Here is a 21,551-nt window from a genome sequence, read left to right on the forward strand (position 1 = left end):
GTCTAGTCCCCGCTCCGCCTGTGAGTTGGCTCAAAGCCCGGCGGCGCGGAACCCGGCGTTGAAGCTGACCCGGTCGTAGCGGGCCACGCCGGCCTGGGTGTACGGGTCGGCCGCGGTGATGGCGTCGGCGTCCTCGGCGGACATGTCGGCAGCGATCAACACCGCGCCCTCCTGCGATTCCAGGCGGCCGGCCAGCAGGATCCGGCCGGCGTCGACCTCGCTCTTGAGCCATTCCAGATGTGCCGGACGGGACTCGTCGATGACCTCGAGCGGCTGCAGGTACGTGATGTTGAGGACGTGGAACACGGGACAGAGCGTACTGCTAGTTGATCGGCGCGTTCAGCCAGCGCAGATCCTCGACGATGCCGCGCGCGGCGATGACACCCTGACCGGTCTGCCATACCTCGTTGTTGACGGCGAAGACACGGTCGTCACCGTTGGCCGACAACTTGCGCCACGCCGCACTGTTGAGGATTTCCGGCGCGCGGTCCTTGGCCGCCGGTGAGTCGAACGACAGGTAGACGATATCGCCGTCGGCGGCCGACAGGTCGGTGTTCTCGGAGAGGTCGGAGATGTCCAATTCGATATAGGGCCGGTCGGTGAACCGTTGTGCGGCAGGACGATCCACCCCGACCGCGGTCAGCACGGAGGCGGGGAAGTTGTCGGCGCCGTACACCCGCACCGTGTTCTCGGTGAACTGGACCACCGAGGCCTGATAGTGGGTGGCGTCATTGCGTTCACCGGCCTCGCGGGCCTCGCGTTCGAAATCGTCGAGCACGCGGTCGGCCGCGCCGGCCCGGCCGGTGGCCGCGCCGACCGCGCGCAGGGTGTCGCGCCAGTCGGGACCGGTGAACACGGTGGCGGCAATATCGCTGAGCGCGGGGAATTCCGCCAGACCCTGCCCGGCCGACCCGAGAATCAGATCGGGGTCGGCCGCGTGCACGGCCGCCGCATCGCCGACGGCGGGTGCGTCGTGCAGCACGGTGCCCAGATAGGACGGCTGCGGCACGGCGGTTCCCACCACCCGGTCCTGCAGGCCCAGCGCGCACAGCGCGTCCAGTTGCCCCGCGGCCAGAGCCACGATGCGCTGCGGATCGCCACGCACCTCGGTGGCGGCCGGGATGTCGGTGCCGGCGGGCACCGCGTTGCGGACGTCGCGGCCGGTCTCGAGCGCACCGGGTCCGGCGGCGGCGGGTTCGGCCGCACACGACTCGTCCGGTTTGCGCTGATTGCCGAGCACGCCCGCGCTGGCGATGCGCGTCGTGCTGGTGATCGGGGAGTCGGGGCCGCCTGCGGGTGCGGTCTCGGCGCCTCCGCAGCCGGTCAGCAGCATCAACGGGGCCGAGACGCCGACGGCAAGCAGGCCCGTGCGCACGGAGGAGAACAGCACGCCGCCGACGGTATCAACCGTGCCGATCGCGCCATTCGATCCGGCTGCCGAAAGGTCTCCACGAGCGAATACGACACTTTGTAGGACACCCATGTCGCAGCCGATGCGGATGGGGATAAGATCACGAACAGAACAGTGCCGGGAACACCCCGTCGACTTTTTTATGGAGGATCTGTTGGTAGCCGAAGCGCCCCCAATCGGAGAACTCGAGGCACGGCGTCCGTTCCCGGAGCGCATGGGGCCCAAGGGCAACCTCATCTACAAGCTGATCACGACGACCGATCACAAGCTGATCGGCATCATGTACTGCGTCGTGTGCTTCGGCTTCTTCCTCATCGGCGGCCTGATGGCGCTGCTGATGCGCACCGAGCTCGCGGTGCCGGGACTGCAGTTCCTGTCCAACGAGCAGTTCAACCAGCTGTTCACCATGCACGGCACGGTGATGCTGCTGTTCTACGCGACGCCGATCTTCGCCGGCTTCGCCAACCTGGTGCTGCCGCTGCAGATCGGTGCGCCGGACGTGGCCTTCCCGCGGCTGAACGCGTTCGCCTTCTGGCTGTTCCTGTTCGGCGCCCTGATCGCGATGGGTGGCTTCATCACCCCCGGCGGCGCCGCGGACTTCGGCTGGACCGCGTACTCGCCGCTGACCGATGCCATCCACTCCCCGGGCGCCGGCGGTGACCTGTGGATCATGGGCCTGGCCGTCGGTGGTCTCGGCACCATCCTCGGTGCGGTCAACTTCATCACCACCATCGTCTGCATGCGCGCACCCGGTATGACCATGTTCCGGATGCCGATCTTCACCTGGAACGTGCTGGTGACCTCGATCCTGGTGCTGCTGGCGTTCCCGATCCTGACCGCGGCGCTGTTCGGCCTGGCCGCCGACCGCCATCTCGGTGCGCACATCTACGACCCGGCCAACGGCGGTGTGCTGCTGTGGCAGCACCTGTTCTGGTTCTTCGGTCACCCCGAGGTGTACATCATCGCGCTGCCGTTCTTCGGCATCGTCAGTGAGATCTTCCCGGTGTTCAGCCGCAAGCCGATCTTCGGCTACACCACCCTGATCTACGCGACGCTGGGTATCGCGGCGCTGTCGGTCGCGGTGTGGGCGCACCACATGTACGCCACGGGCGCGGTGCTGCTGCCGTTCTTCTCCTTCATGACGTTCCTGATCGCGGTGCCCACCGGTATCAAGTTCTTCAACTGGATCGGCACGATGTGGAAGGGGCAATTGACCTTCGAGACACCGATGTTGTTCTCGGTGGGCTTCCTGCTGACCTTCCTGCTCGGTGGTCTGTCGGGCGTGCTGCTGGCCAGCCCGCCGCTGGACTTCCACGTCACCGACAGCTACTTCGTCATCGCGCACTTCCACTACGTGCTCTTCGGCACCATCGTGTTCGCCACCTACGCGGGCATCTACTTCTGGTTCCCGAAGATGACGGGTCGTCTGCTCGACGAGCGGCTGGGCAAGTTGCACTTCTGGCTGACCTTCATCGGCTTCCACACCACGTTCCTGGTGCAGCACTGGCTGGGTGACGAAGGTATGCCGCGCCGCTACGCGGACTACCTGCCCAGCGACGGCTTCACCACGCTGAACGTGGTGTCCACCATCGGCGCGTTCATCCTCGGCATCTCGACGCTGCCGTTCGTGTGGAACGTGTTCAAGAGCTGGCGCTACGGCGAGCCCGTGGTGGTCGACGACCCGTGGGGTTACGGCAACTCCCTGGAGTGGGCCACCAGCTGCCCGCCGCCGCGGCACAACTTCACCGAGCTGCCCCGAATCCGGTCGGAACGGCCCGCGTTCGAGCTGCACTATCCGCACATGGTGGAGCGGATGCGCGCCGAGGCCCACATCGGTCGCGCCCACGGTCCGGCCGACGGCGACGTGACGCGCCTCGACGACGAGAACGTTCGTACCTGACCTGATTAGCCGATCCGAGGCATTCAAACGGAGGTAGCTGTGCCGACGGCCTCGCAGTCTGTCGATGTCGCGCGCGGACGTTCGTCGCTGCTGATCACCGTCACCGGTGTCGATCAGCCCGGTGTGACGTCGGCCCTGTTCGAGGTGCTGTCCCGGCACCACGTCGAACTGCTCAACGTCGAGCAGGTGGTGATCCGGGAACGGCTCACCCTCGGTGTGCTGGTCTCGGTCGACTCGTCGGTTGCCGACGGCGCCGACTTCGCCGGCGAGATCCGGGCCGCCATCCACGGTGTGGGACTGGACGTCTCGATCGAGCGCAGCGACGACAAGCCGGTCATGGAGGAACCCTCCACGCACACCATCGTGGTGCTGGGTCGGCCGATCACGGCCGAGGCGTTCGGGGTGGTGGCCCGCGAGGTCGCCGCGCTCGGGGTGAACATCGACTTCATCCGCGGCGTGTCGGACTACCCGGTGACCGGCCTGGAACTGCGGGTCTCGGTGCCCCCTGGTGCGGTGTACACCGAACTGCAGAGCGTGATGGCCCGCACCGCGGTGGACCTGGGTGTGGACATCGCCCTGGAGGATTACAGCCTGTCCCGACGCACCAAACGCCTCATCGTGTTCGATGTCGACTCCACCCTGATCCAGGGTGAGGTCATCGAGATGCTGGCGGATCGGGCCGGTGCGCTGGCGGCGGTCGCCGAGGTCACCGAGGCCGCCATGCGCGGCGAACTGGACTTCGCCGAATCGCTGCACAAGCGGGTGGCCACCCTGGCCGGGCTGCCCGCCGAGGTGCTCGACGAGGTCGCCGAGCAGATCGAGCTGACACCCGGGGCGCGCACGACGATCCGCACCCTGCGTCGTCTGGGCTACCACTGCGGCATCGTCTCCGGCGGCTTCCGGCAGGTGATCGATCCGCTGGCCCATGACCTCAAGCTCGATTTCGTGGCCGCCAACGAACTGGAGATCGTCGACGGCAAGCTGACCGGCCGGGTGGTCGGCACCGTGATCGACCGGCCCGGGAAGGCCAAGGCGCTGCGCGATTTCGCCGAACAGGCGGGCGTGCCGATGGCCCAGACGGTTGCCGTCGGTGATGGCGCCAACGATATCGACATGCTGTCGGCGGCGGGACTGGGCGTGGCGTTCAACGCCAAACCCGCACTGCGCGAGGTCGCCGACGCGTCACTGAGCCACCCCTACCTGGACACCGTGCTGTTCATCCTCGGCGTGACACGTGGGGAGATCGAGGCCGCCGACGCCGTCGACGGGACGGTGCGCCGGGTCGACATCCCGGGCTAGACGACGACCGCGTGGGTCTCCGGGGCGACGGCGACCCCGGTGATCGACCGCCACGCCCGCGCCATCAGCGCGACGGCCGCTTCCAGCTGCGGCTCGGGCAGGGCGTAGGGCACCCGGATGAACCGTTCCAGCGTGCCGTCGACACCGAACCGTGGCCCGGCGGGCAGATCCAGCCCCAGCCGCGACGCCGACGCCGACAGCGCGGTGCTCATCGGCGCCGGCAGCTGGATCCACAGCGACATCCCGCCGCGGCCCGGTCCGGGGCGCCAGTCCGGCAGCTCGCGGGCCAGCAGGTCCAGCAGGAACTCGCGCCGACTGCGCAGCAACTCGCGACGCTCGGGCAGGATCTCATCACGCAATTCCAGTAGCCGCGCCGCGGTGAGTTGCTCCAGGATCGGGGTGCCCAGGTCCACGGATGACCGGATGGGCGCGATGGTGGCCAGGGTGGCCGGTTCGGCGCGGATCCAGCCGATGCGCAGACCACCCCAGAAGGACTTGGACATGGATCCGACCGTGAGCATCAGCTCGCGGCGGGCTCCCATGGCGGCGGCCAGGGGCGCGGGCGGGGCATCGTCGAGCCACATGTCCATGATCGACTCGTCGACGATGGTGCGGGTTCGCGTCTCGGAAACGATGTGGCCGAACCGGATCCGGTCGGGCGGGGTCATGGTGAAGCCCGTCGGGTTGTGGTTGTCGGGGATGAGGTAGGCCAGGCTGGGCGCGAGTTGGCGGATGGCGGCATGCACGGCGTCCAACTCCCAGCCCTGGTCGTTGAGAGCAACCGGCACGGCACGCGCGCCCGAGGTCGAAATCGCCGACAGCGCACCGTGATAAGTGGGTTGTTCGACCAGCACACGGTCGCCGGGCTGGGTGAACGCCGACAGGATCAGACCGATGGCGTGCTGGGCACCGGTGGTGATCATGATCTGCCCCGGATCGGTCGGAAGGCCACGGGCGGTGTACCTTTCGGCGACCGCGGCGCGCAACGCACACACCCCGGAAAGCTCGTGGCCCACCTCGGCCAGATACGGGGTGACATCGCGGGCAGCGTTGGCATAGGCGTCGAGCACCGCGGCACTGGGCGCCGACAGCGCGGCGGCGGCCAGGTTCATCGTCGGCGGGCCGGCCGCCACGGGCTGTTGTGGTCGCGGCGGCAGCGCGGCGGTGCTGCGTGCCCCGCGGCGGGCGTTGAGGTAGCCGTCATCGCGCAGTGCGGTGAACGCGGCGGTCACCGTGGTCCGGGACACCCGCAGCACATCGGCCAGGGCGCGTTCGCTGGGTAGCCGGGAGCCGACCGGGATGCGGCCGTCGACGATGAGCAGTCGGATGGCATCGGCCAGGCCGAGATATGCCGGTCCGGTCAGACTGGACGTGCGCCAGTTGCCGAGCTCGCGGGCCAAAAGGTCCACATCGAGTGATCTGGCATTCATGGTCGACGGTGATTCGGACATTGAGGCCAGTATCTGTGAACTGGCTATTGAATAGCAAGCCAGTAGCGCCCGATTATCGAGACATGAAAGAAAAGTGGCTTTCTCGAGTGGCGGGGAAGTACCGGCGGTCCGGTCCCTACACACGCCGCGGCGCCGGCGATGTCGACAACGCCGATGCGCGCCGGGTGCGCAACGAACTGGATGCCATCCGCGCACGATTCCCCGACCACGCATGACGCGAGCGGCACTGCTGCTCGTCGGGTTGGCCGGCTACGGCTTCTCGATGGCGATGATGGTGCAGGCCGGGCTGGGACTGGACCCCTGGGACGTCTTCCACCAGGGACTGGCCCGGCACACCGGCATGACGATCGGGGCGGCGTCCGCGCTCGTCGGCGTCGTGGTGCTGCTGGCCTGGATCCCGCTGCGCAACCGACCCGGGATCGGCACGGTCGCCAACGTGATCGTCATCGCGGTGACCGTCGACCTGGGCATCGCGATCCTGCCCGTCCCGCACGAGATGTGGGTGCGGGTGTCGATGATGCTCGGGGCGGTCCTGCTCAACGCGTTCAGCACCGTCCTCTATATCGGCGCCGGGCTCGGACCGGGACCGCGGGACGGACTGATGACCGGCCTGGTGGCCCGCACCGGCCGCTCGGTGCGCCTGATCCGGACCGTCATCGAGGTGACGGTGCTGGCCGTCGGGTTCGCCCTCGGCGGCACCGTCGGTGTCGGCACGCTGGTCTACGCCCCGGGAATCGGTCCGCTGGTGCAGGTGATGCTGCGATTCATGCCGCGGCGACTGCTCTTTCACGACTTCGGTGCGCCGGGGCACGGCCGGACGCTCAAGGGCGCCGACACTACGATGAGCGGGTGCCGGCAGACGACCCCATCGCAGACCCCGACCTGCTGATCGATTTCGCCAAGGTCGCCCTGCGACGCGGTGGCAAGACCTTGGTCGGCCCCATCAACTGGGCCGTCGAACTGGACGAGCGTTGGGTGGTGATCGGACCCAACGGCGCAGGGAAGACCTCGCTGCTGCGGATCGCCGCGGCCATCGACCATCCCTCGTCCGGGACGGCGTTCGTGCTCGGAGAACGGTTGGGGCGCACCGACATGTCCGAGCTGCGCTCACGCGTCGGCCTGAGCAGTTCGGCACTGAGCCAACGCATCCCCGACGACGAGGTCGTGCGCGACCTGGTGGTGTCGGCGGGATATGCCGTGCTGGGCCGGTGGCGTGAGAAGTACGACGAGATGGACTACGAACAGGCCGTCGACATGCTGGAGAGCGTCGGCGCCGAACACCTGGCCGAGCGCGCCTACGGCACGCTGAGCGAGGGGGAGCGCAAGCGGGTGCTGATCGCGCGCTCGCTGATGACCGATCCAGAACTGCTGTTGCTCGACGAACCGGCCGCCGGTCTCGACCTCGGTGGGCGCGAGGAACTGGTGGCGCGGCTGGCCGACCTGGCCGCCGATCCGGACGCCCCGGCACTGGTCCTGGTCACCCATCACGTCGAGGAGATCCCGCCGGGATTCAGCCATTGCCTGCTGCTGTCGGAGGGCAGCGTCGTCGCGTCGGGCCTGCTGGCCGACGTCCTGACGTCGGAGAATCTGTCGGCGGCCTTCGGTCAGTCGATCGCCCTCGACTACATCGACGGGCGATACTTCGCGCGGCGCACCCGCAGCCGCGCGGCGCATAGGAGGCGTTCATGACAGATCCGCTCGTTCCCCGGCCCGCCTCCACGGTGATGCTGTTGCGCGATCAGGGCACCCCGGAATCGCTGGAGATCTTCCTGATGCGCCGCCACTCGGCGATGGACTTCGTCGCCGGCGTCATGGTCTTCCCCGGCGGCGGCGTGGACGAACGCGATCGCGGAACCGGTATCGCCTGGTACGGCCCGGAACCCACCTGGTGGGCCGAACGCCTCAACGTCGACGTCGATCTCGCCGAGGCGCTGGTGTGCGCCGCCGCCCGCGAGACGTTCGAGGAGTCCGGCGTGTTGTTCGCCGGGGCGGCCGATGACTCCGACATCCTCGTCGACGACGCCTCGGTGTACCGGGAGCAGCGGGCGGCGCTGGCCAACAACTCGCTGTCCTTCGCCGACTTCCTGCGCGATGAGAAGCTGGTCCTGCGCGCCGACCTGCTGCGGCCGTGGGCCAACTGGGTCACCCCGATCGAGGAGCGCACCCGCCGCTATGACACCTACTTCTTCGTCGGCGCCATCCCGCACGGTCAGCGTGCCGACGGCGAGAATACCGAGAGCGACCGCGCGTTCTGGTCCACCCCGCAGGCCGCCCTCGACGAGTTCGCCGAGGGCCGCTCGTTCCTGCTGCCGCCGACCTGGTCGCAACTCGATTCGCTGAACGGGCGCACGGTGGCCGAGGTGCTGGCCACCGAACGCAAGATCGTCGCGATGATGCCGAGCCTGTCGGCGGACAAGACGACCGGGGACTGGGACATCGAGTTCTTCGACGGCGCCCGCTACAACGAGGCCCGCAACCGACGCTCGCCCGAGGGCTACAACGACACCCAGCGCGCATGACCGAGTTCGTCACCTCGGTCGTCGACGACGGGATCGGCACCCTGGTGCTGTCGCGGCCGCCCACCAATGCGCTGACCCGGCAGATGTATCGCGAGATCGCCGCCGTCGCCGCCGCGCTCGGCCGCCGTCCCGACGTGCACACCGTCATCCTGTTCGGCGGTCACGAGGTGTTCAGCGCCGGTGATGACATCGCGCTGCTGCGCCACCTCGACGCGGCCGACGCCGAAAGCGTCACGACGGCCTGCCGCGCGGCGCTGGACGCCGTGGCGGCCATCCCGCAGCCGACCGTCGCCGCCGTCACCGGCTATGCGCTGGGCTCCGGGCTGGCTTTGGCGCTGGCCGCGGACTGGCGCGTCGCGGGGGACAACGTCAAGGTCGGCGTCACCGAGATCCTGGCCGGGTTGCTGCCCGCCGCGGGCACCGACCGGTTGGTACGCACCATGGGTGCCGCGCGCGCCAAGGATCTGGTGTTCAGCGGACGGTTCGTCGGCGCCGAGGAGGCGCTGGCGCTGGGCTTGGTCGACGAGATGGTGGCCCCGGACGGCGTGTACGACGCCGCGCTGGCCTGGGCGCGCCGGCACGCCGACGCTCCCGCGCACGTGCTCGCCGGCGCCAAGGCGATGGTCGACGGTGCAGGTGACGGCGTCCGCCGCTACGTCGAGGTCTTCCGGTCGTTCACCGGCAGTTAGGCTGCCCATATGACGAGCACGGACCACACTCCCGCCGATGTTTCGGCCGCGGCCGACGAGGAGCTGCAGCCCAACCCGCACGCCACGGCCGAGCAGGTCGAGGCGGCGCTGAAGGACACCAAGCTGGCGCAGATCCTCTATCACGACTGGGAGGCCGAAACCTACGACGACAAGTGGTCGATCTCCTATGACCAGCGCTGCATCGACTACGCGCGCGGCCGCTTCGACGCGATCGTCCCCGACGAGGTGCAGCGCGAGCTGCCGTATGACCGAGCCCTGGAGCTCGGCTGCGGCACCGGGTTCTTCCTGCTCAACTTGATCCAGGCCGGTGTGGCCCGACGCGGCTCGGTGACCGATCTGTCCCCGGGCATGGTCAAGGTCGCCACCCGCAACGGGCAGGGCCTGGGGCTGGACATCGACGGCCGGGTCGCCGACGCCGAGGGCATCCCGTACGAGGACAACACCTTCGACCTGGTGGTCGGACACGCCGTGTTGCACCACATCCCCGATGTGGAGAAGTCGCTGCGCGAGGTGGTGCGCATCCTCAAGCCCGGCGGTCGCTTCGTCTTCGCCGGCGAGCCGACCAGCGCCGGCAACGTCTACGCACGCAACCTGTCGACGTTGACGTGGCATGTGTCCACCAACATCACCAAGCTGCCCGGTCTGCAGAGCTGGCGGCGCCCGCAGTCCGAACTCGACGAGTCCTCGCGCGCCGCGGCCCTGGAGGCCGTGGTCGATCTGCACACCTTCGATCCCGAAGATCTGGAGCGGATGGCCACCAACGCCGGTGCCGTCGAGGTCGCCACCGCCAGCGAGGAGTTCACCGCCGCGATGCTGGGCTGGCCGATCCGCACCTTCGAGGCGTCGGTGCCCCCGGGCCGATTGGGTTGGGGCTGGGCCAAATTCGCCTTCAACAGCTGGACCACCCTGAGCTGGGTGGATGCCAATGTGTGGCGTCGCGTGGTGCCGAAGGGCTGGTTCTACAACGTGATGGTCACCGGGGTCAAGCCGTCGTAGCCTGGACCGTCGAGGACGTCGCCTACCTGTGCGGTGCCGACGGCCGGCATGCGCTGGCCGAGGTGGCAGACCTGTCGTTGAGCGACGCCGGCCGGGTCGCCGATATCGCTTCGGTGCGGGCACGTTTCGGTGACCGCACCGCGGTGCTGGTGGAGACCACACTGCTGCGCCGGCGCGCGCGGGCCAAGTTCGCCGATCCGTCGTCGTGGTTGTTCACCGACGATGCACTGCAGCAGGCGACCGCGGCGCCGGTGGCGGCCCACCGGGCCGCACGGTTGGCCGGTGCGCGCGTGCACGATGTGACCTGCTCGGTGGGCGCCGAGTTGGCAGCCCTGCGGAAGGTGGCCGCGACCGTGGTGGGCAGCGATATCGATCCGGTTCGATTGGCCATGGCGCGCAACAATATCCCTGATGCGCAGCTGTGCCGGGCCGATGCGCTCCGACCGGTCACCCGCGACACCGTGGTGTTGGCCGATCCGGGACGGCGCACCGGCGGGCGTCGCCGCTTCGACCCGCGTGACTACACCCCGCCGTTGGACGAACTGTTCGACACCTACCGCGACCGCGACCTCGTCGTGAAGTGCGCGCCCGGTGTCGATTTCGAGCAGCTGGGAGAGTTGGGATTCGCCGGTGAGATCGAATTGTGTTCCCTGGGCGGCAGTGTCCGTGAAGCGTGTCTGTGGCCGCCGGGCCTGAGTGCGGGGGTACGCCGACGCGCCACCGTGCTGGACCGTGACGAGCACCTGACCGACGCCGACCCCGACGACTGCGCCGTCGCGCCGGTCGGGCGATGGATCATCGATCCCGACGGTGCGGTGGTGCGTGCCGGGCTGGTGCGCCAGTACGCGACTCGGCACGGGTTGTGGCAACTGGACCCCGATATCGCCTACCTGTCCGGTGCTGAGCTGCCCGCGAACGTACGGGGATTCGAGGTGCTCGGCGAGGTCGGATTCGACGAGAAGCGGTTGCGCCGGGAACTGACGGCCCATGACGCCGGGGCGCTCGAGATCCTGGTCCGCGGCGTCGATGTCGACCCCGATGTGTTGCGCCGCAGGCTGAAGCTGCGCGGCGAACGCGCGCTGGCGGTCGTCATCACCCGCCTCGGCACCGGGGCGGCCGGGCGGGCGGTGGCATTCATTTGTCGTCCGTCGCGATAGTGCCACGGTAATCTTGATGCCAGCGGCGCCCGTGCCGCCTGAATTTCTTCCGGAGGATCCCCCAACATGCGCGTAACCCCGCTGGCTGTCACCGTGCTGGCAGCAGCCACCACCGCCCTGTCGGGGCTCATGGGTGCACCGGGGGCGTCGGCCGCCCCGCCGTCGTGCAGCGATGTGGACGGTGTCCTCGGTCCCGACGGCAACTGCACCATCGTGCAGAACGACCCGGCCTACATGCTCAACATCAGCTTCCCGGCCAACTATCCCGACGCCAAGCCGGTCATCGACTACGTCAAGCAGACCCGGGACGGTTTCCTCAACGTCGCGAAATCCCCGGACTTCCGCGGCATGCCGTACGAGCTCGACAGCACCGCCACCCGGTACAGCTCCGCGGTGCCGCCGCGCGGGACCGAGTCGGTGGTGTTCACCACCTATCAGAACGTCGGTGGCGCCCATCCGCAGACGTTCTACAAGTCGTTCAGCTGGGATCAGGCGTACCGCAAGCCCATCACCTTCGAGAAGCTGTTCCGTGCGGGTGTGGACCCGTTGCCGGTGATCTTCCCGGTGGTGCAGGCCGATCTGGCCATGCAGTCCGGGATGCCGGACCCGGTGCTGCCCGAGGCCGGTCTGGACCCGGCCAACTACCAGAACTTCGCGCTCACCGACGATGCGCTGATCTTCTTCTTCAGCCAGGGCGAGCTGTTGCCGGAATCGGCAGGGGCGGTGCAGGTTTCGGTCCCGCGCGCGACGGTCGCCCCGCTGCTGGCCTAGGCCGGCGCGAAGCCGTACACCTGACCGTCACTGGTGGCGGCCACCACCCGGCGGTCGTGGCCGACCGACACCCCGACCGGGAAACCGGTGGCCTCCGGTAACGGGTAGCGGTTGACCGTGCGTCCGTCGGTGGTGTCGAAGACCAGCAGCGCCTGACCGCGTTCACCGTCGCGGACCACCGTGTATCCGATGCGTTCGCCGGCCAGACTCGACGTGGTGAGCGGCTCGATATCGTCTCGGCCCCAGGCGATCTCGCCGGACTGGTCGATACCCACCAGGCGGGATTGCGGACCGCCGCCGGCGATGATGTCACCGCCCGGACTGATCGAGGGCGGGGTCTGCGGCGTAAAGCCGAGCGGCACCGACCATTTCGCGGTGCCGTTGGCGCTGTCGAGGGCCCACAGCCGTCCGTCGCGGCCGTTGACATAGGCGGTTTGCCCGTCGGCGGACAGCGCCGGCGCCCCGATCGGCCCTCCACCGACCGCGGTGCTGGTCCATTCGCGGGTCAGCATCGGGGTCTGCTCGGGCCGGTAGCGCAGACCGATCAGCACCGGTGCATCGGCTCCGGGCTCCCACAGTCCGGCGACCAGAGTCCCGGTCTCGGCGCTGAACGCGGGTGCCGCCGCGACCGGGCAGCCGCTGCGCGCGGACGCGCAGTCCTGCAGCCCGCGTTGGGAATCGGTGGGGTCCACACCGCTGACCAGATCCACCGGCGTGCCGACCACGGTGCCGCGGTGCGCGTCGAACACCAGCACCTGGCCCAGGTGGGTGAACACCAGCAGCCGTCCGGGATCGAGCAGCCGCGGCGTCATCGGCATCCCGATGACGGGCTGGCGCCAGCGGATCCACTGCGTCGGCGGAAAGGACATGATGGCGCCCGGTTGGCCGATGTAGAGATTGTCGAACCCGTCGAACAGCGGACTGGACAGCCCGCCGCCCTGCCACAGCCGGGTGCACCAGCGTTGCCGGGCGTTGTTGTCGTTCTCCCAGACCATCAGCGAGCAGCCCGCGGCCGTCTGCCCGTTGACGGCCAGGTAGCTGCCCGAGCCCAGCGCCACCTGCGCGCCCAACTCGCCCTTGACCGAGCGCTGCCAGTCGGGGGTCAGCGCCTCGGCACCCGCCACCGGGCTGTGACTGCTGTTGGCGGCGTCGGCGTACTGGGCCGGCCACCCCGTCGCGGGGTGGGCCTCGACCCAGGAATCGGTGTTTGCGCAGGCCGAGACCAGCAGCGCGGTCATCGTCCCGACGGCCGCGAGCCGGCGCGCGGATCTTCGGAGAGCAGGCATCGAGTCCCGAGACTAGCCCGTCACCGCCTTGGGTAGGCTGACCGGCCATGACGACGATGTGGGGTGCGCCGTTGCACAAAAGGTGGCGGGGCTCGCGGCTCGGTGATCCGCGCCAGGCCCGTTTCCTGACCCGCGACTCGCTGCGCTGGGTGCTGGCCAACAAGGCGTACACGCCCTGGTATCTGGTGCGCTACTGGCGGCTGCTGAAGTTCAAGCTGCGCAACCCGCACATCATCACCCGCGGCATGGTGTTCCTGGGCAAGGGTGTGGAGATCGAGGCCACCCCGGAGTTGTCGACGATGGAGATCGGCCGCTGGGTGCACATCGGTGACAAGAACACCATCCGCTGCCACGAGGGTTCGCTGCGCATCGGCGACAAGGTGGTGCTGGGCCGCGACAACGTCATCAACACCTATCTGGACATCGAACTCGGTGACTCGGTGCTGATGGCCGACTGGTGCTACATCTGCGATTTCGACCACAAGATGGACAGCCTGGAACTGCCCATCAAGGATCAGGGCATCATCAAGAGCCCGGTGCGCATCGGGCCGGACACCTGGGTGGCGGCCAAGGTCAGCGTGCTGCGCGGCACCTCGGTGGGGCGCGGCTGCGTGTTGGGCGCGCATGCCGTCGTCAAGGGCGAGATCCCGGACTTCTCGATCGCGGTCGGGTCACCGGCGCGAGTGGTCAAGAACCGCAAGGTGGCCTGGGACGCGTCGGCCGCCGAACGGGCCAAGCTCGCCGCAGACCTGGCCGATATCGAGCGCAAGAAGGCCGCGCGCTGACATTGTCGCCGCGGTTCAGGACGGCGTGTCGTCGAGCAGTCGCTGCCAGGACGCGCGGCTGAGTTCGGCATCCTCGCGGGCCTTGTCGCCGTAGAAGAACGCGTTGATCCCGACGACGGCGTGTTCCGGCGAGGTGTGCATGCCGAGCTGGATCAGACCGGGAATCGGTTCGGCCAGGCGCAGGAGCATGTACCGCTGTCGCTGATCCTGGTAGATGCGCTCGACCTGTCCGTTGATGTTGTCGGCGACCACCCCGATGGTGCGCAGGTCGCCGACATCGACACCGTCGACGCCGAAGGCCGCGGTGAACCGCTTCCAGGGTTCGGTGCCGTCCGCGCCGGCGGAGATGTGGAACGTGGCCGCGGGCCGGTCCGGGAAATGCGCCAGATAGCTCTGCAGGATGGCGAAATGTCCGGGCCAGCCGGACTCGAAACCCTCGATCTGGTCATCCCAGTCGTCGGCGTCGGTGAACAGCGAGTGCACCATCCGGATGACGCACCGGTCGCCGGAGCGGGCCGTCACGGTGATCTCGGTGGCCACCGGCGGCGCGTCCCCGCACCAGTCGCGTTCGACATATCCGATCCGGCGCGGGGGATCCCATTCGGTGACCTCACCCTCCGAGCTGCCGCTCGGGCCGAAGTCGAAACGGATTGCCCCGCCGACCCGCTCGTCGATCTCGGTCTGGGTGAACCATGCCGAGTTGCCGGCGCCGGTGGCGACCGCGCGCCACACCTGCTCCGGCGTGCCCGGGACCACCAGGTTCAGTTCGAGCCAGCGCTTACCGTCGTCGTGGTTGATGGGCATGCCGTCGCTCCCTTCAGTTCTGTGCGGTCGACGGCATGGGGTAGGACGCGACCAGTAGTCGGTGCGACCGGCCCGCGCCGTCGGAATCATCGTGGTAGCGCGCCGCGAGCGTCGCGACCGCCTCGGACAGGTCCCGGGTGAACGCGGCACGATCCGCCGGGGACCGGAAGCGGATTGCGGTGTCGATGGACAGGGTGGCCAGGCGCTTGTCGGCGCGGCGGGCGGTCTGCCACAACTCGCCGACCTCCCGCACCGCGCGGGCGGCCAGGGCGACGAGATGGCCGGCGGACAGTCGGTCGTTGGACTTGCCGGGATCCGGGGCGACGTCGCCCAGTGCGCTCGGCGAGACCACATAGGAAGCGGCGCTGGCGACGAGCAACCGTTCGGTGAGCCCGCCCCACGGACGTTCCTCGGCCACCGACACCAGCCGATGGCGCTCCAATGCGTGCAGGTGGTAATTGACCTTCTGCCGCGTCAGGCCGACCCGCGTGGCAAGCGTTGCCGCGGAAGCGGGTTCGGTCAGTTCGGCCAGAAGCCTGCCGCGTACCGGATCGAGGATGCACGCGGCCGCCGCGGGATCGGTGATCACCTCCACCTCGACCATGCGCCCCAGTCTGGCCTTGACAAAATAATTTGTCAATGGCCTCGAGCTCTGGCGAAACCCGCGTACCCGGGGTTCTCGCGGCGCGATCGGCCCCCGGTACGCGTGTTTCGACAGGAGGTGTCAGCCGTAGTCGGGCAGTGGCCGCTCGACGATCAGGCGTCGCGGTTGGGGTTGGCGCTCGGCACGTTTGGCCGACAGATACACCTGCGCGGTGTGATCGGCCACCGTCGGCCAGGAGAAATCGCTGAGGCTGTCGCGGGCCGCGATCGCGCGCTGCTGCGCGGCGGCCGGATCGTCGAGCACGCGTCGGATCGCCCCGGCCAGAGCGGCCACATCGCGCGGGGCACAGGACACCCCGGTGACACCGTCGACGACCGCCTCGCCGAGGCCACCGATATTGGAGGTGACCAGCGGGGTGCCGGTGGCCGCGGCCTCCAGGGCGACGATGCCGAACGGTTCGTAATGCGACGGCAGCACGGCGACGTCGGCCCGGTGCAGCAGCCCCACCAGCCCCTCGTGATCCACCCGGCCGATGAACCTGGTGGACCTGAGCACCTTGTGCTTGCGGGCCTGCTCGGTGAGGAAGTCCACTTGCGTCCCGTCACCTGCGATGGTCAAGGTGGTGCCGGGGTGGGTCTTGCGGACGCGGGGGAGCGCGGCGATCGCGTCGTGCACTCCCTTCTCGTACTCCAGCCGGCCGAAGAACAGCAGCTCGGCCGGCCCGTCGTGGGGCCGGCGCGGTGCGAAAGGCCAACCGTGGGTGTCGATTCCGTTGGGAATGACGCTCGTCTCGGCCAATCCCGGCCCGAACAGCTCGGTGATCTCCTCGCGCATCGACGCCGAACACGTGATGAGCGAATCGGATTCGTGCACCAGCCAGGATTCCAGCGCATGCACCTGGCGGCTGACCGATCCCGACACCCATCCCGAGTGTCGGCCCGCCTCAGTGGCGTGGATGGTGGAAACCAAAGGGACGTCGAAGAATTCGGCAAGGGCGATGGCCGGATGCGCGACCAGCCAGTCGTGCGCGTGCACCAGGTCGGGTTGCCAGTCGCGCAGGGTCAGCCCGGCGCGGACCATCGCATGGCCCATGGCCAGCGTCCAGGCCATCATGTCGGTACCGAAGGTGAACTCGTGCGGGTCCTGGGCGGCGGCGATGACGCGCACGCCCTCGCTCACCTCGTCGGTGGACGGGTGGGTGCTCGGATCGGTACCGGTCGGGCGGCGCGACAACACGACGACCTCGTGACCGGCGGCGACGAGTTCGGTGGCCAGATGGTGTACGTGGCGGCCAAGACCGCCGATGATGACCGGCGGGTACTCCCAGGAGACCATGAGGATCTTCACGCGCGGACACCTCCGGGGGCGCACGAGTGTGCGTGAACTACCGCGCCGCGGCGGCGTGTCGCGCAGCAGACACGCACGCTCGCCGGAAGGGGGAGGGTCATCGGGGTAACCGCCTCGCGTCCAGTGCGCCGAACAGACCGTCGGCGCGGTTCCAGTCCTCGGCCAACCGCTGGGCCGCAGGGCGGCGCCCCGACGCCAGCGCGGCGCTGATCTCGCGGGTCGCGTGCGCGTGCAGATGAGCGCGGTACCGCGCATACTCCGCGGCGGAATCCTTGCTCACCATGAACGGCCAGTCGCTGGACACCGTCAGCAGGGTCTCGCGCAGGATCTGATCGGCCACCGGGTCGCGGGTACCGGTGTCGCTGTGCATCATCGCCTTGTCCACCGCAGCCAGCGCGGTATCGACCACCTCGGTGTTGAGTTGCACCAGATCGGCCACCTTCTCGCCGTTCCACACCTGCCAGTCCTTACCGGAACCCCATGAGCTGGGCGGCAATTCGACGGGACCGCCGACGTAACCGTCGGCGATCGCGTCGGACAGCGTGCCGACGCGGACGCCGGCCGCCGGCAGTGCGCGCAGCAGTCGCTCCAACCACTGCGGACCCTCGAACCACCAGTGCCCGAACAGTTCGGTGTCGAAGGCGGCCACCACATGGGCCGGTCGTCCGATCCGCTCGGACTCGCTGATCAGCCTGCGGCGCACGACGTCGACGAAATCGGCGACGTGCACATCGATGGCCCGGTCGGCCCGCTCTGGGTCATAGGGCGCCTTGGCCTCGGATGCCACATTGCGACCCGTCACCCGCGCCGGTTTCAGGCCGGTCAGGTGGTCGTAGGTGTGGAAGTCGCGGTAGGCCGCGTGGCCCGGGTAACCGGATTTCGGCGACCACACCCGGTAGCTGACCTGCAGATCCCGGCCGAACGCCACCACGTCGCTGTCACCGACGGTGCGGCCCAGTGCGGTGTCCCCGTGCAGTGAGGGGCCGTCGACCATGAAATGGCCGACCCCGGCCGCGGCATAACCGGTCTCCATGCCGGGGGCGTAGGCGCACTCCGGTGCCCAGATGCCCTTCGGGGTGTGGGCGATGCGGTGCCGCGCGTCGGCAAGGCCCTCCCGTAGCGCGAATTCGCGCAACCGCGGGTTGAGCAACGGCTGGAACGGGTGGGCCAGCGGTCCGCCGAGCAGTTCGATGGTGCCCGCCTCGACGAGCGGTCGCAGCAGCGGGCTGCCACCGTGGCGCCACCGGGTGGTGAAGTCCGCCAGCGCCGCCTCGGCGGCCGCCGCCTCGCGAACACCGAAGCGCCGCAGTGCTTCCGGTGCGGCATATCCGCTGTCGGGTCCGCGCCGGACGGTGCCGGCCTCCACCGCACGCAGCTGCCAGTTGGCCAGCCAGTGGTGCATGCCGGTCAGGCAGTAGGGGTCATCGAGCTGGGCGGTCACCACCGGTGTCATGCCCAGGGTCAGCAGATGGCTGCGATCCTCGGCGGCCAGGGTTTCCAGCACCTTCATCAAAGGCAGATAGCAGGCGGCCCAGGACTGGTAGAGCCATTCCTCGCCGACCGGCCAGCGCCCGTGATGGGCCAGCCAGGGCAGGTGCGTGTGCAGCACCAGCGTGAAAAGGCCGGGGACCTGGGTCACGTAAGCACCGCGATCGCCACCAGGTCCAGGCTGTCATCGATATCGCCGGCGTCGGTCAGGTCGAAGTCGTCGGCACGCACGGCGGCGACATCGGCGAGCAACTGCGGTGACCACGGCGCATCGGCGACGGCCCGGGCCACCTGCGCGTCGATGATCGAGCCGCCGTGGCGGGCGTCCATCTCGGCCAGGCTCGCACCGTGGAAGACCCCGAGCATCGACTCGACCCGGAACCCGCCGTCGGTCAGCAGTTCGGTCAACTCGGCGGCGTTGAGCTCCCGGGTGTGGAACGGGTTGAGCGGGGTGTCGCGCCCGGGGGAGAAGGTGATCCGATTCGGGGTGGACATCAGCAGCACACCGCCCGGACGCAGTACCCGCGCGCATTCGGCCACGAACTGGCCCTGGTCCCACAGGTGCTCGATCACCTGGAAGTTGACCACCACGTCGACCGAACCATCGGCTAATGGCAGATCGGCCAGGTTGCCCAGGTGCATGGCCACCCGCGGGTACTTGGCGCGGATGTGCGCGACGGCCTGTTCGTCGTAGTCCACGCCGACGACCGAGCGCGCGGCACCGGCGATCAGATCGGCGCCGTACCCCTCGCCGGGGCCGGCCTCCAGAACGTCGCGACCGGCGCATCGGTCGGCCAGACGCTGATACACCACCTCGTGACGGCGGAACCAGTAATTCTCCTCGGCCAGGCCCGGGATGGTGCGCTCGCCGGTGAGAGGCAGGGAATCACCCGCGCCGGTGCTGTCGACTGAACCGAATGTGCTCATTGGAAGGCAGGCTAACCCGTGATGGCCGGTTCGCGAACGGATGCCCGACCGACCGTGCGGTCGGGAGATGCCGATTGACCAGTTATGGTGTCCTTACGTGCCGCTCAAGTTACCGGCGAGTAACCTGGAGGCCGTTGCGTGAAACGTGATATGCCCAGGCCGGCAGACGGCCTCATCGAGGAGGACGAACCACACTCATGACGAACATCGTGGTCCTGATCAAGCAGGTCCCTGACACCTGGTCGGAGCGCAAGCTGTCCGACGGCGACTACACGCTGGATCGCGAGGCGGCCGATGCCGTGCTCGACGAGATCAACGAGCGCGCCGTCGAGGAAGCGCTGCTGATCAAGGAGCGTGAAGGCGGCGACAGCACGGTCACCGTGCTGACCGCAGGCCCGGAGCGCGCCACCGAGGCCATCCGCAAGGCGCTGTCCATGGGTGCCGACAAGGCCGTGCACCTCAAGGACGACGGCATGCACGGCTCCGATCTGATCCAAACCGGCTGGGCCCTGGCCCGCGCGCTGGGCACCATCGAGGGCACCGAGCTGGTCATCGCCGGCAACGAGGCCACCGACGGTGTCGGCGGCGCAGTGCCCGCCGTCATCGCCGAGTATCTGGGTCTGCCGCAGCTGACGCACGTGCGCAAGCTGAACGTCGAGGGCGGAAAGGTCACCGCCGAGCGCGAGACCGACGAGGGTGTGTTCGGCCTGGAGGCCACGCTGCCCGCCGTCGTCAGCGTCAACGAGAAGATCAACGAGCCGCGCTTCCCGTCCTTCAAGGGCATCATGGCCGCCAAGAAGAAGGAAGTCACCGTCCTGACCCTGGCCGAGATCGGCGTGGAGTCCGACGAGGTCGGCGTCGCCAACGCCGGCACCAAGGTGCTGTCCTCGACCCCCAAGCCCCCCAAGACCGCGGGCGAGAAGGTCACCGACGAGGGCGACGGCGGCAGCAAGGTCGCCGAGTACCTGGTCTCCCAGAAGTTGATCTAGCAGCTGATCCCTCAGACACACACTTAAGGACACATTCATGGCTGAAGTACTTGTGCTCGTCGAGCACGCCGACGGTGCGCTGAAGAAGGTCAGCACCGAACTGATCACCGCCGCCCGGGTGCTGGGCGAGCCGTCCGCCGTCGTGGTGGGCGCTCCCGGCACCGCCGCCGGACTGACCGACGGCCTCAAGGCCGCCGGTGCCGCCAAGATCTACGTCGCCGAGTCGGCCGACGTGGAAACCTTCCTGGTTACCCCCAAGGTCGACGTGCTGGCCGCGCTCGCCGAGTCGGCCGCCCCGGCCGGTGTCGTCATCGCCGCCAGCGCCGAGGGCAAGGAGGTCGCCGGCCGGCTGGCCGCGCGTCTGGGTTCGGGCCTGCTGGTCGACGTCGTCGGCCTCAAGGACGGTGGCGTCGGCATCTACAGCATCTTCGGTGGCGCGTTCACCGTCGAGGCCCAGGCCACCGGTGAGCTGCCCGTGGTCACCGTGCGCCCCGGCGCGGTCGACGCCGAGCCGGCCGAGGGTGCGGGCGAGGTCGTCGAGGTCGAGGTTCCGGCCCAGGCCGAGAATGCGACGAAGATCACATCGCGCGAGCCGGTCGTGGCCGGTGACCGCCCCGAGCTCACCGAGGCCAGCGTCGTGGTCGCCGGTGGTCGCGGTGTCGGCAGCGAAGAGAACTTCAAGGTCGTCGAGGAGCTGGCCGATTCGCTCGGCGGCGCCGTCGGTGCCTCGCGCGCCGCGGTCGACTCCGGCTACTACGCCGGTCAGTTCCAGGTCGGTCAGACCGGTAAGACCGTGTCGCCGCAGCTGTACATCGCGCTCGGCATCTCCGGTGCCATCCAGCACCGCGCCGGCATGCAGACGTCCAAGACCATCATCGCGGTCAACAAGGACGAAGAGGCGCCGATCTTCGAGATCGCCGACCTCGGCATCGTCGGCGACCTGTTCAAGGTCACCCCGCAGCTGACCGAGGCAGTCAAGGCCCGCAAGGGCTGATTTTCTCTGCGCGAGCAGACGCAAAGTGCCCCTTTTCTCCTCGAAAAGGGGCACTTTTGCGTCTGCTCGCGGTGTTCACGTGTCGTGCACGGACACGTCACGCAGGCGATGCC

At 68.7% G+C, this 21,551-nt stretch carries 22 protein-coding genes; 13 read left to right on the forward strand and 9 right to left on the reverse strand.

Translation table 11 applies throughout. From position 1 onward, the window contains the following. Positions 1 to 30: 30 nt before the first annotated feature. Together ACWDUN_RS01760 and ACWDUN_RS01765 are read right to left on the reverse strand one after the other, a co-directional pair. Entirely contained in the window at positions 31 to 306 is a 276-nt protein-coding gene (locus tag ACWDUN_RS01760; RefSeq protein ID WP_449923751.1) for a YciI family protein, read from the reverse strand. 16 nt (positions 307 to 322) lie between these two features. Beyond that, positions 323 to 1,390 (reverse strand): ABC transporter substrate-binding protein, encoded by a 1,068-nt coding sequence (locus ACWDUN_RS01765; protein ID WP_449923754.1) that lies wholly within the window; start codon positions 1,388 to 1,390, stop codon positions 323 to 325. Between the two features lie 175 nt (positions 1,391 to 1,565). Here ACWDUN_RS01765 and ctaD point away from each other — a divergent pair, with 175 nt between their 5' ends. Together ctaD and serB are read left to right on the forward strand one after the other, a co-directional pair. Continuing rightward, positions 1,566 to 3,311 (forward strand): aa3-type cytochrome oxidase subunit I, encoded by a 1,746-nt coding sequence (gene ctaD / locus ACWDUN_RS01770; protein WP_449923757.1) that lies wholly within the window; start codon positions 1,566 to 1,568, stop codon positions 3,309 to 3,311. Between the two features lie 39 nt (positions 3,312 to 3,350). After that, positions 3,351 to 4,610 carry a phosphoserine phosphatase SerB gene (gene serB, locus ACWDUN_RS01775; protein WP_449923760.1) on the forward strand — a complete coding sequence of 420 codons (1,260 nt, stop codon included), beginning with the start codon at positions 3,351 to 3,353 and terminating at the stop codon, positions 4,608 to 4,610. Here serB and yczR read toward each other — a convergent pair. Further along, positions 4,607 to 6,061: a MocR-like transcription factor YczR gene (yczR, locus tag ACWDUN_RS01780; RefSeq protein WP_449923762.1), complete on the reverse strand. Its 1,455-nt coding sequence runs from the start codon at positions 6,059 to 6,061 to the stop codon at positions 4,607 to 4,609. The two genes, serB and yczR, sit on opposite strands and share 4 nt — an antisense overlap. A gap of 62 nt (positions 6,062 to 6,123) precedes the next feature. Between yczR and ACWDUN_RS01785 the strand changes: the two genes are divergently transcribed. From ACWDUN_RS01785 to ACWDUN_RS01820, 8 genes are all read left to right on the forward strand, one after another. After that, on the forward strand, positions 6,124 to 6,276 hold the full coding sequence (locus tag ACWDUN_RS01785) for a hypothetical protein (RefSeq protein ID WP_449923765.1): 153 nt from the start codon (positions 6,124 to 6,126) through the stop codon (positions 6,274 to 6,276). Further along, the gene (gene yczE, locus ACWDUN_RS01790; RefSeq protein WP_449923768.1) at positions 6,273 to 6,950 is read left to right on the forward strand and encodes a membrane protein YczE; all 678 of its coding nucleotides are present in this window, start codon (positions 6,273 to 6,275) and stop codon (positions 6,948 to 6,950) included. Before ACWDUN_RS01785 ends, yczE begins: the two co-directional genes overlap by 4 nt. Beyond that, positions 6,911 to 7,750 carry an ABC transporter ATP-binding protein gene (locus ACWDUN_RS01795; RefSeq protein ID WP_449923770.1) on the forward strand — a complete coding sequence of 280 codons (840 nt, stop codon included), beginning with the start codon at positions 6,911 to 6,913 and terminating at the stop codon, positions 7,748 to 7,750. Before yczE ends, ACWDUN_RS01795 begins: the two co-directional genes overlap by 40 nt. Continuing rightward, the gene (locus tag ACWDUN_RS01800) at positions 7,747 to 8,580 is read left to right on the forward strand and encodes an NUDIX hydrolase (RefSeq protein WP_449923773.1); all 834 of its coding nucleotides are present in this window, start codon (positions 7,747 to 7,749) and stop codon (positions 8,578 to 8,580) included. The genes ACWDUN_RS01795 and ACWDUN_RS01800 overlap by 4 nt, the downstream gene beginning before the upstream one ends. Continuing rightward, the gene (locus ACWDUN_RS01805; protein ID WP_449923776.1) at positions 8,577 to 9,269 is read left to right on the forward strand and encodes an enoyl-CoA hydratase; all 693 of its coding nucleotides are present in this window, start codon (positions 8,577 to 8,579) and stop codon (positions 9,267 to 9,269) included. The genes ACWDUN_RS01800 and ACWDUN_RS01805 overlap by 4 nt, the downstream gene beginning before the upstream one ends. 9 nt (positions 9,270 to 9,278) lie before the next feature. Next, positions 9,279 to 10,286: a class I SAM-dependent methyltransferase gene (locus ACWDUN_RS01810; protein ID WP_449923778.1), complete on the forward strand. Its 1,008-nt coding sequence runs from the start codon at positions 9,279 to 9,281 to the stop codon at positions 10,284 to 10,286. Beyond that, positions 10,244 to 11,443 (forward strand): THUMP-like domain-containing protein, encoded by a 1,200-nt coding sequence (locus ACWDUN_RS01815; protein WP_449926151.1) that lies wholly within the window; start codon positions 10,244 to 10,246, stop codon positions 11,441 to 11,443. The genes ACWDUN_RS01810 and ACWDUN_RS01815 overlap by 43 nt, the downstream gene beginning before the upstream one ends. A 66-nt stretch (positions 11,444 to 11,509) precedes the next feature. Beyond that, complete coding sequence (locus tag ACWDUN_RS01820; RefSeq protein ID WP_449923781.1) at positions 11,510 to 12,214, forward strand: esterase; 705 nt, start codon at positions 11,510 to 11,512, stop codon at positions 12,212 to 12,214. On the opposite strand, the gene ACWDUN_RS01825 is transcribed toward ACWDUN_RS01820, so the two are convergent. Next, a complete protein-coding gene (locus ACWDUN_RS01825) occupies positions 12,211 to 13,452 on the reverse strand; it encodes an outer membrane protein assembly factor BamB family protein (RefSeq protein WP_449926153.1) in 1,242 nt (413 codons plus the stop codon). The two genes, ACWDUN_RS01820 and ACWDUN_RS01825, sit on opposite strands and share 4 nt — an antisense overlap. A gap of 95 nt (positions 13,453 to 13,547) precedes the next feature. On the opposite strand from ACWDUN_RS01825, the gene ACWDUN_RS01830 reads away from it, so the two are divergent. Continuing rightward, complete coding sequence (locus tag ACWDUN_RS01830; RefSeq protein ID WP_449923784.1) at positions 13,548 to 14,285, forward strand: acyltransferase; 738 nt, start codon at positions 13,548 to 13,550, stop codon at positions 14,283 to 14,285. Positions 14,286 to 14,300: 15 nt separating this feature from the next. Here ACWDUN_RS01830 and ACWDUN_RS01835 read toward each other — a convergent pair whose 3' ends face one another. From ACWDUN_RS01835 to ACWDUN_RS01855, 5 genes are all read right to left on the reverse strand, one after another. Next, entirely contained in the window at positions 14,301 to 15,089 is a 789-nt protein-coding gene (locus ACWDUN_RS01835; RefSeq protein ID WP_449923787.1) for an SRPBCC family protein, read from the reverse strand. Positions 15,090 to 15,102: 13 nt separating this feature from the next. Then, on the reverse strand, positions 15,103 to 15,693 hold the full coding sequence (locus ACWDUN_RS01840) for an ArsR/SmtB family transcription factor (RefSeq protein ID WP_449923790.1): 591 nt from the start codon (positions 15,691 to 15,693) through the stop codon (positions 15,103 to 15,105). Between the two features lie 120 nt (positions 15,694 to 15,813). Continuing rightward, entirely contained in the window at positions 15,814 to 17,040 is a 1,227-nt protein-coding gene (locus ACWDUN_RS01845) for a glycosyltransferase family 4 protein (RefSeq protein WP_449923793.1), read from the reverse strand. Positions 17,041 to 17,137: 97 nt separating this feature from the next. Further along, positions 17,138 to 18,679: a 1,4-alpha-glucan branching protein domain-containing protein gene (locus ACWDUN_RS01850; RefSeq protein ID WP_449923796.1), complete on the reverse strand. Its 1,542-nt coding sequence runs from the start codon at positions 18,677 to 18,679 to the stop codon at positions 17,138 to 17,140. Next, on the reverse strand, positions 18,676 to 19,455 hold the full coding sequence (locus tag ACWDUN_RS01855) for a class I SAM-dependent methyltransferase (RefSeq protein WP_449923799.1): 780 nt from the start codon (positions 19,453 to 19,455) through the stop codon (positions 18,676 to 18,678). The genes ACWDUN_RS01850 and ACWDUN_RS01855 overlap by 4 nt, the downstream gene beginning before the upstream one ends. 197 nt (positions 19,456 to 19,652) lie before the next feature. Between ACWDUN_RS01855 and ACWDUN_RS01860 the strand changes: the two genes are divergently transcribed. Next, positions 19,653 to 20,444 (forward strand): electron transfer flavoprotein subunit beta/FixA family protein, encoded by a 792-nt coding sequence (locus tag ACWDUN_RS01860; RefSeq protein WP_449923801.1) that lies wholly within the window; start codon positions 19,653 to 19,655, stop codon positions 20,442 to 20,444. A 37-nt stretch (positions 20,445 to 20,481) separates the two neighbouring features. Continuing rightward, positions 20,482 to 21,438, forward strand: coding sequence for an electron transfer flavoprotein subunit alpha/FixB family protein (locus ACWDUN_RS01865; RefSeq protein ID WP_449923804.1), 957 nt, complete (start codon positions 20,482 to 20,484; stop codon positions 21,436 to 21,438). The last annotated feature ends 113 nt before the right edge of the window (positions 21,439 to 21,551 follow it).

Source organism: Mycobacterium sp. NPDC003323 (genome assembly GCF_053589535.1).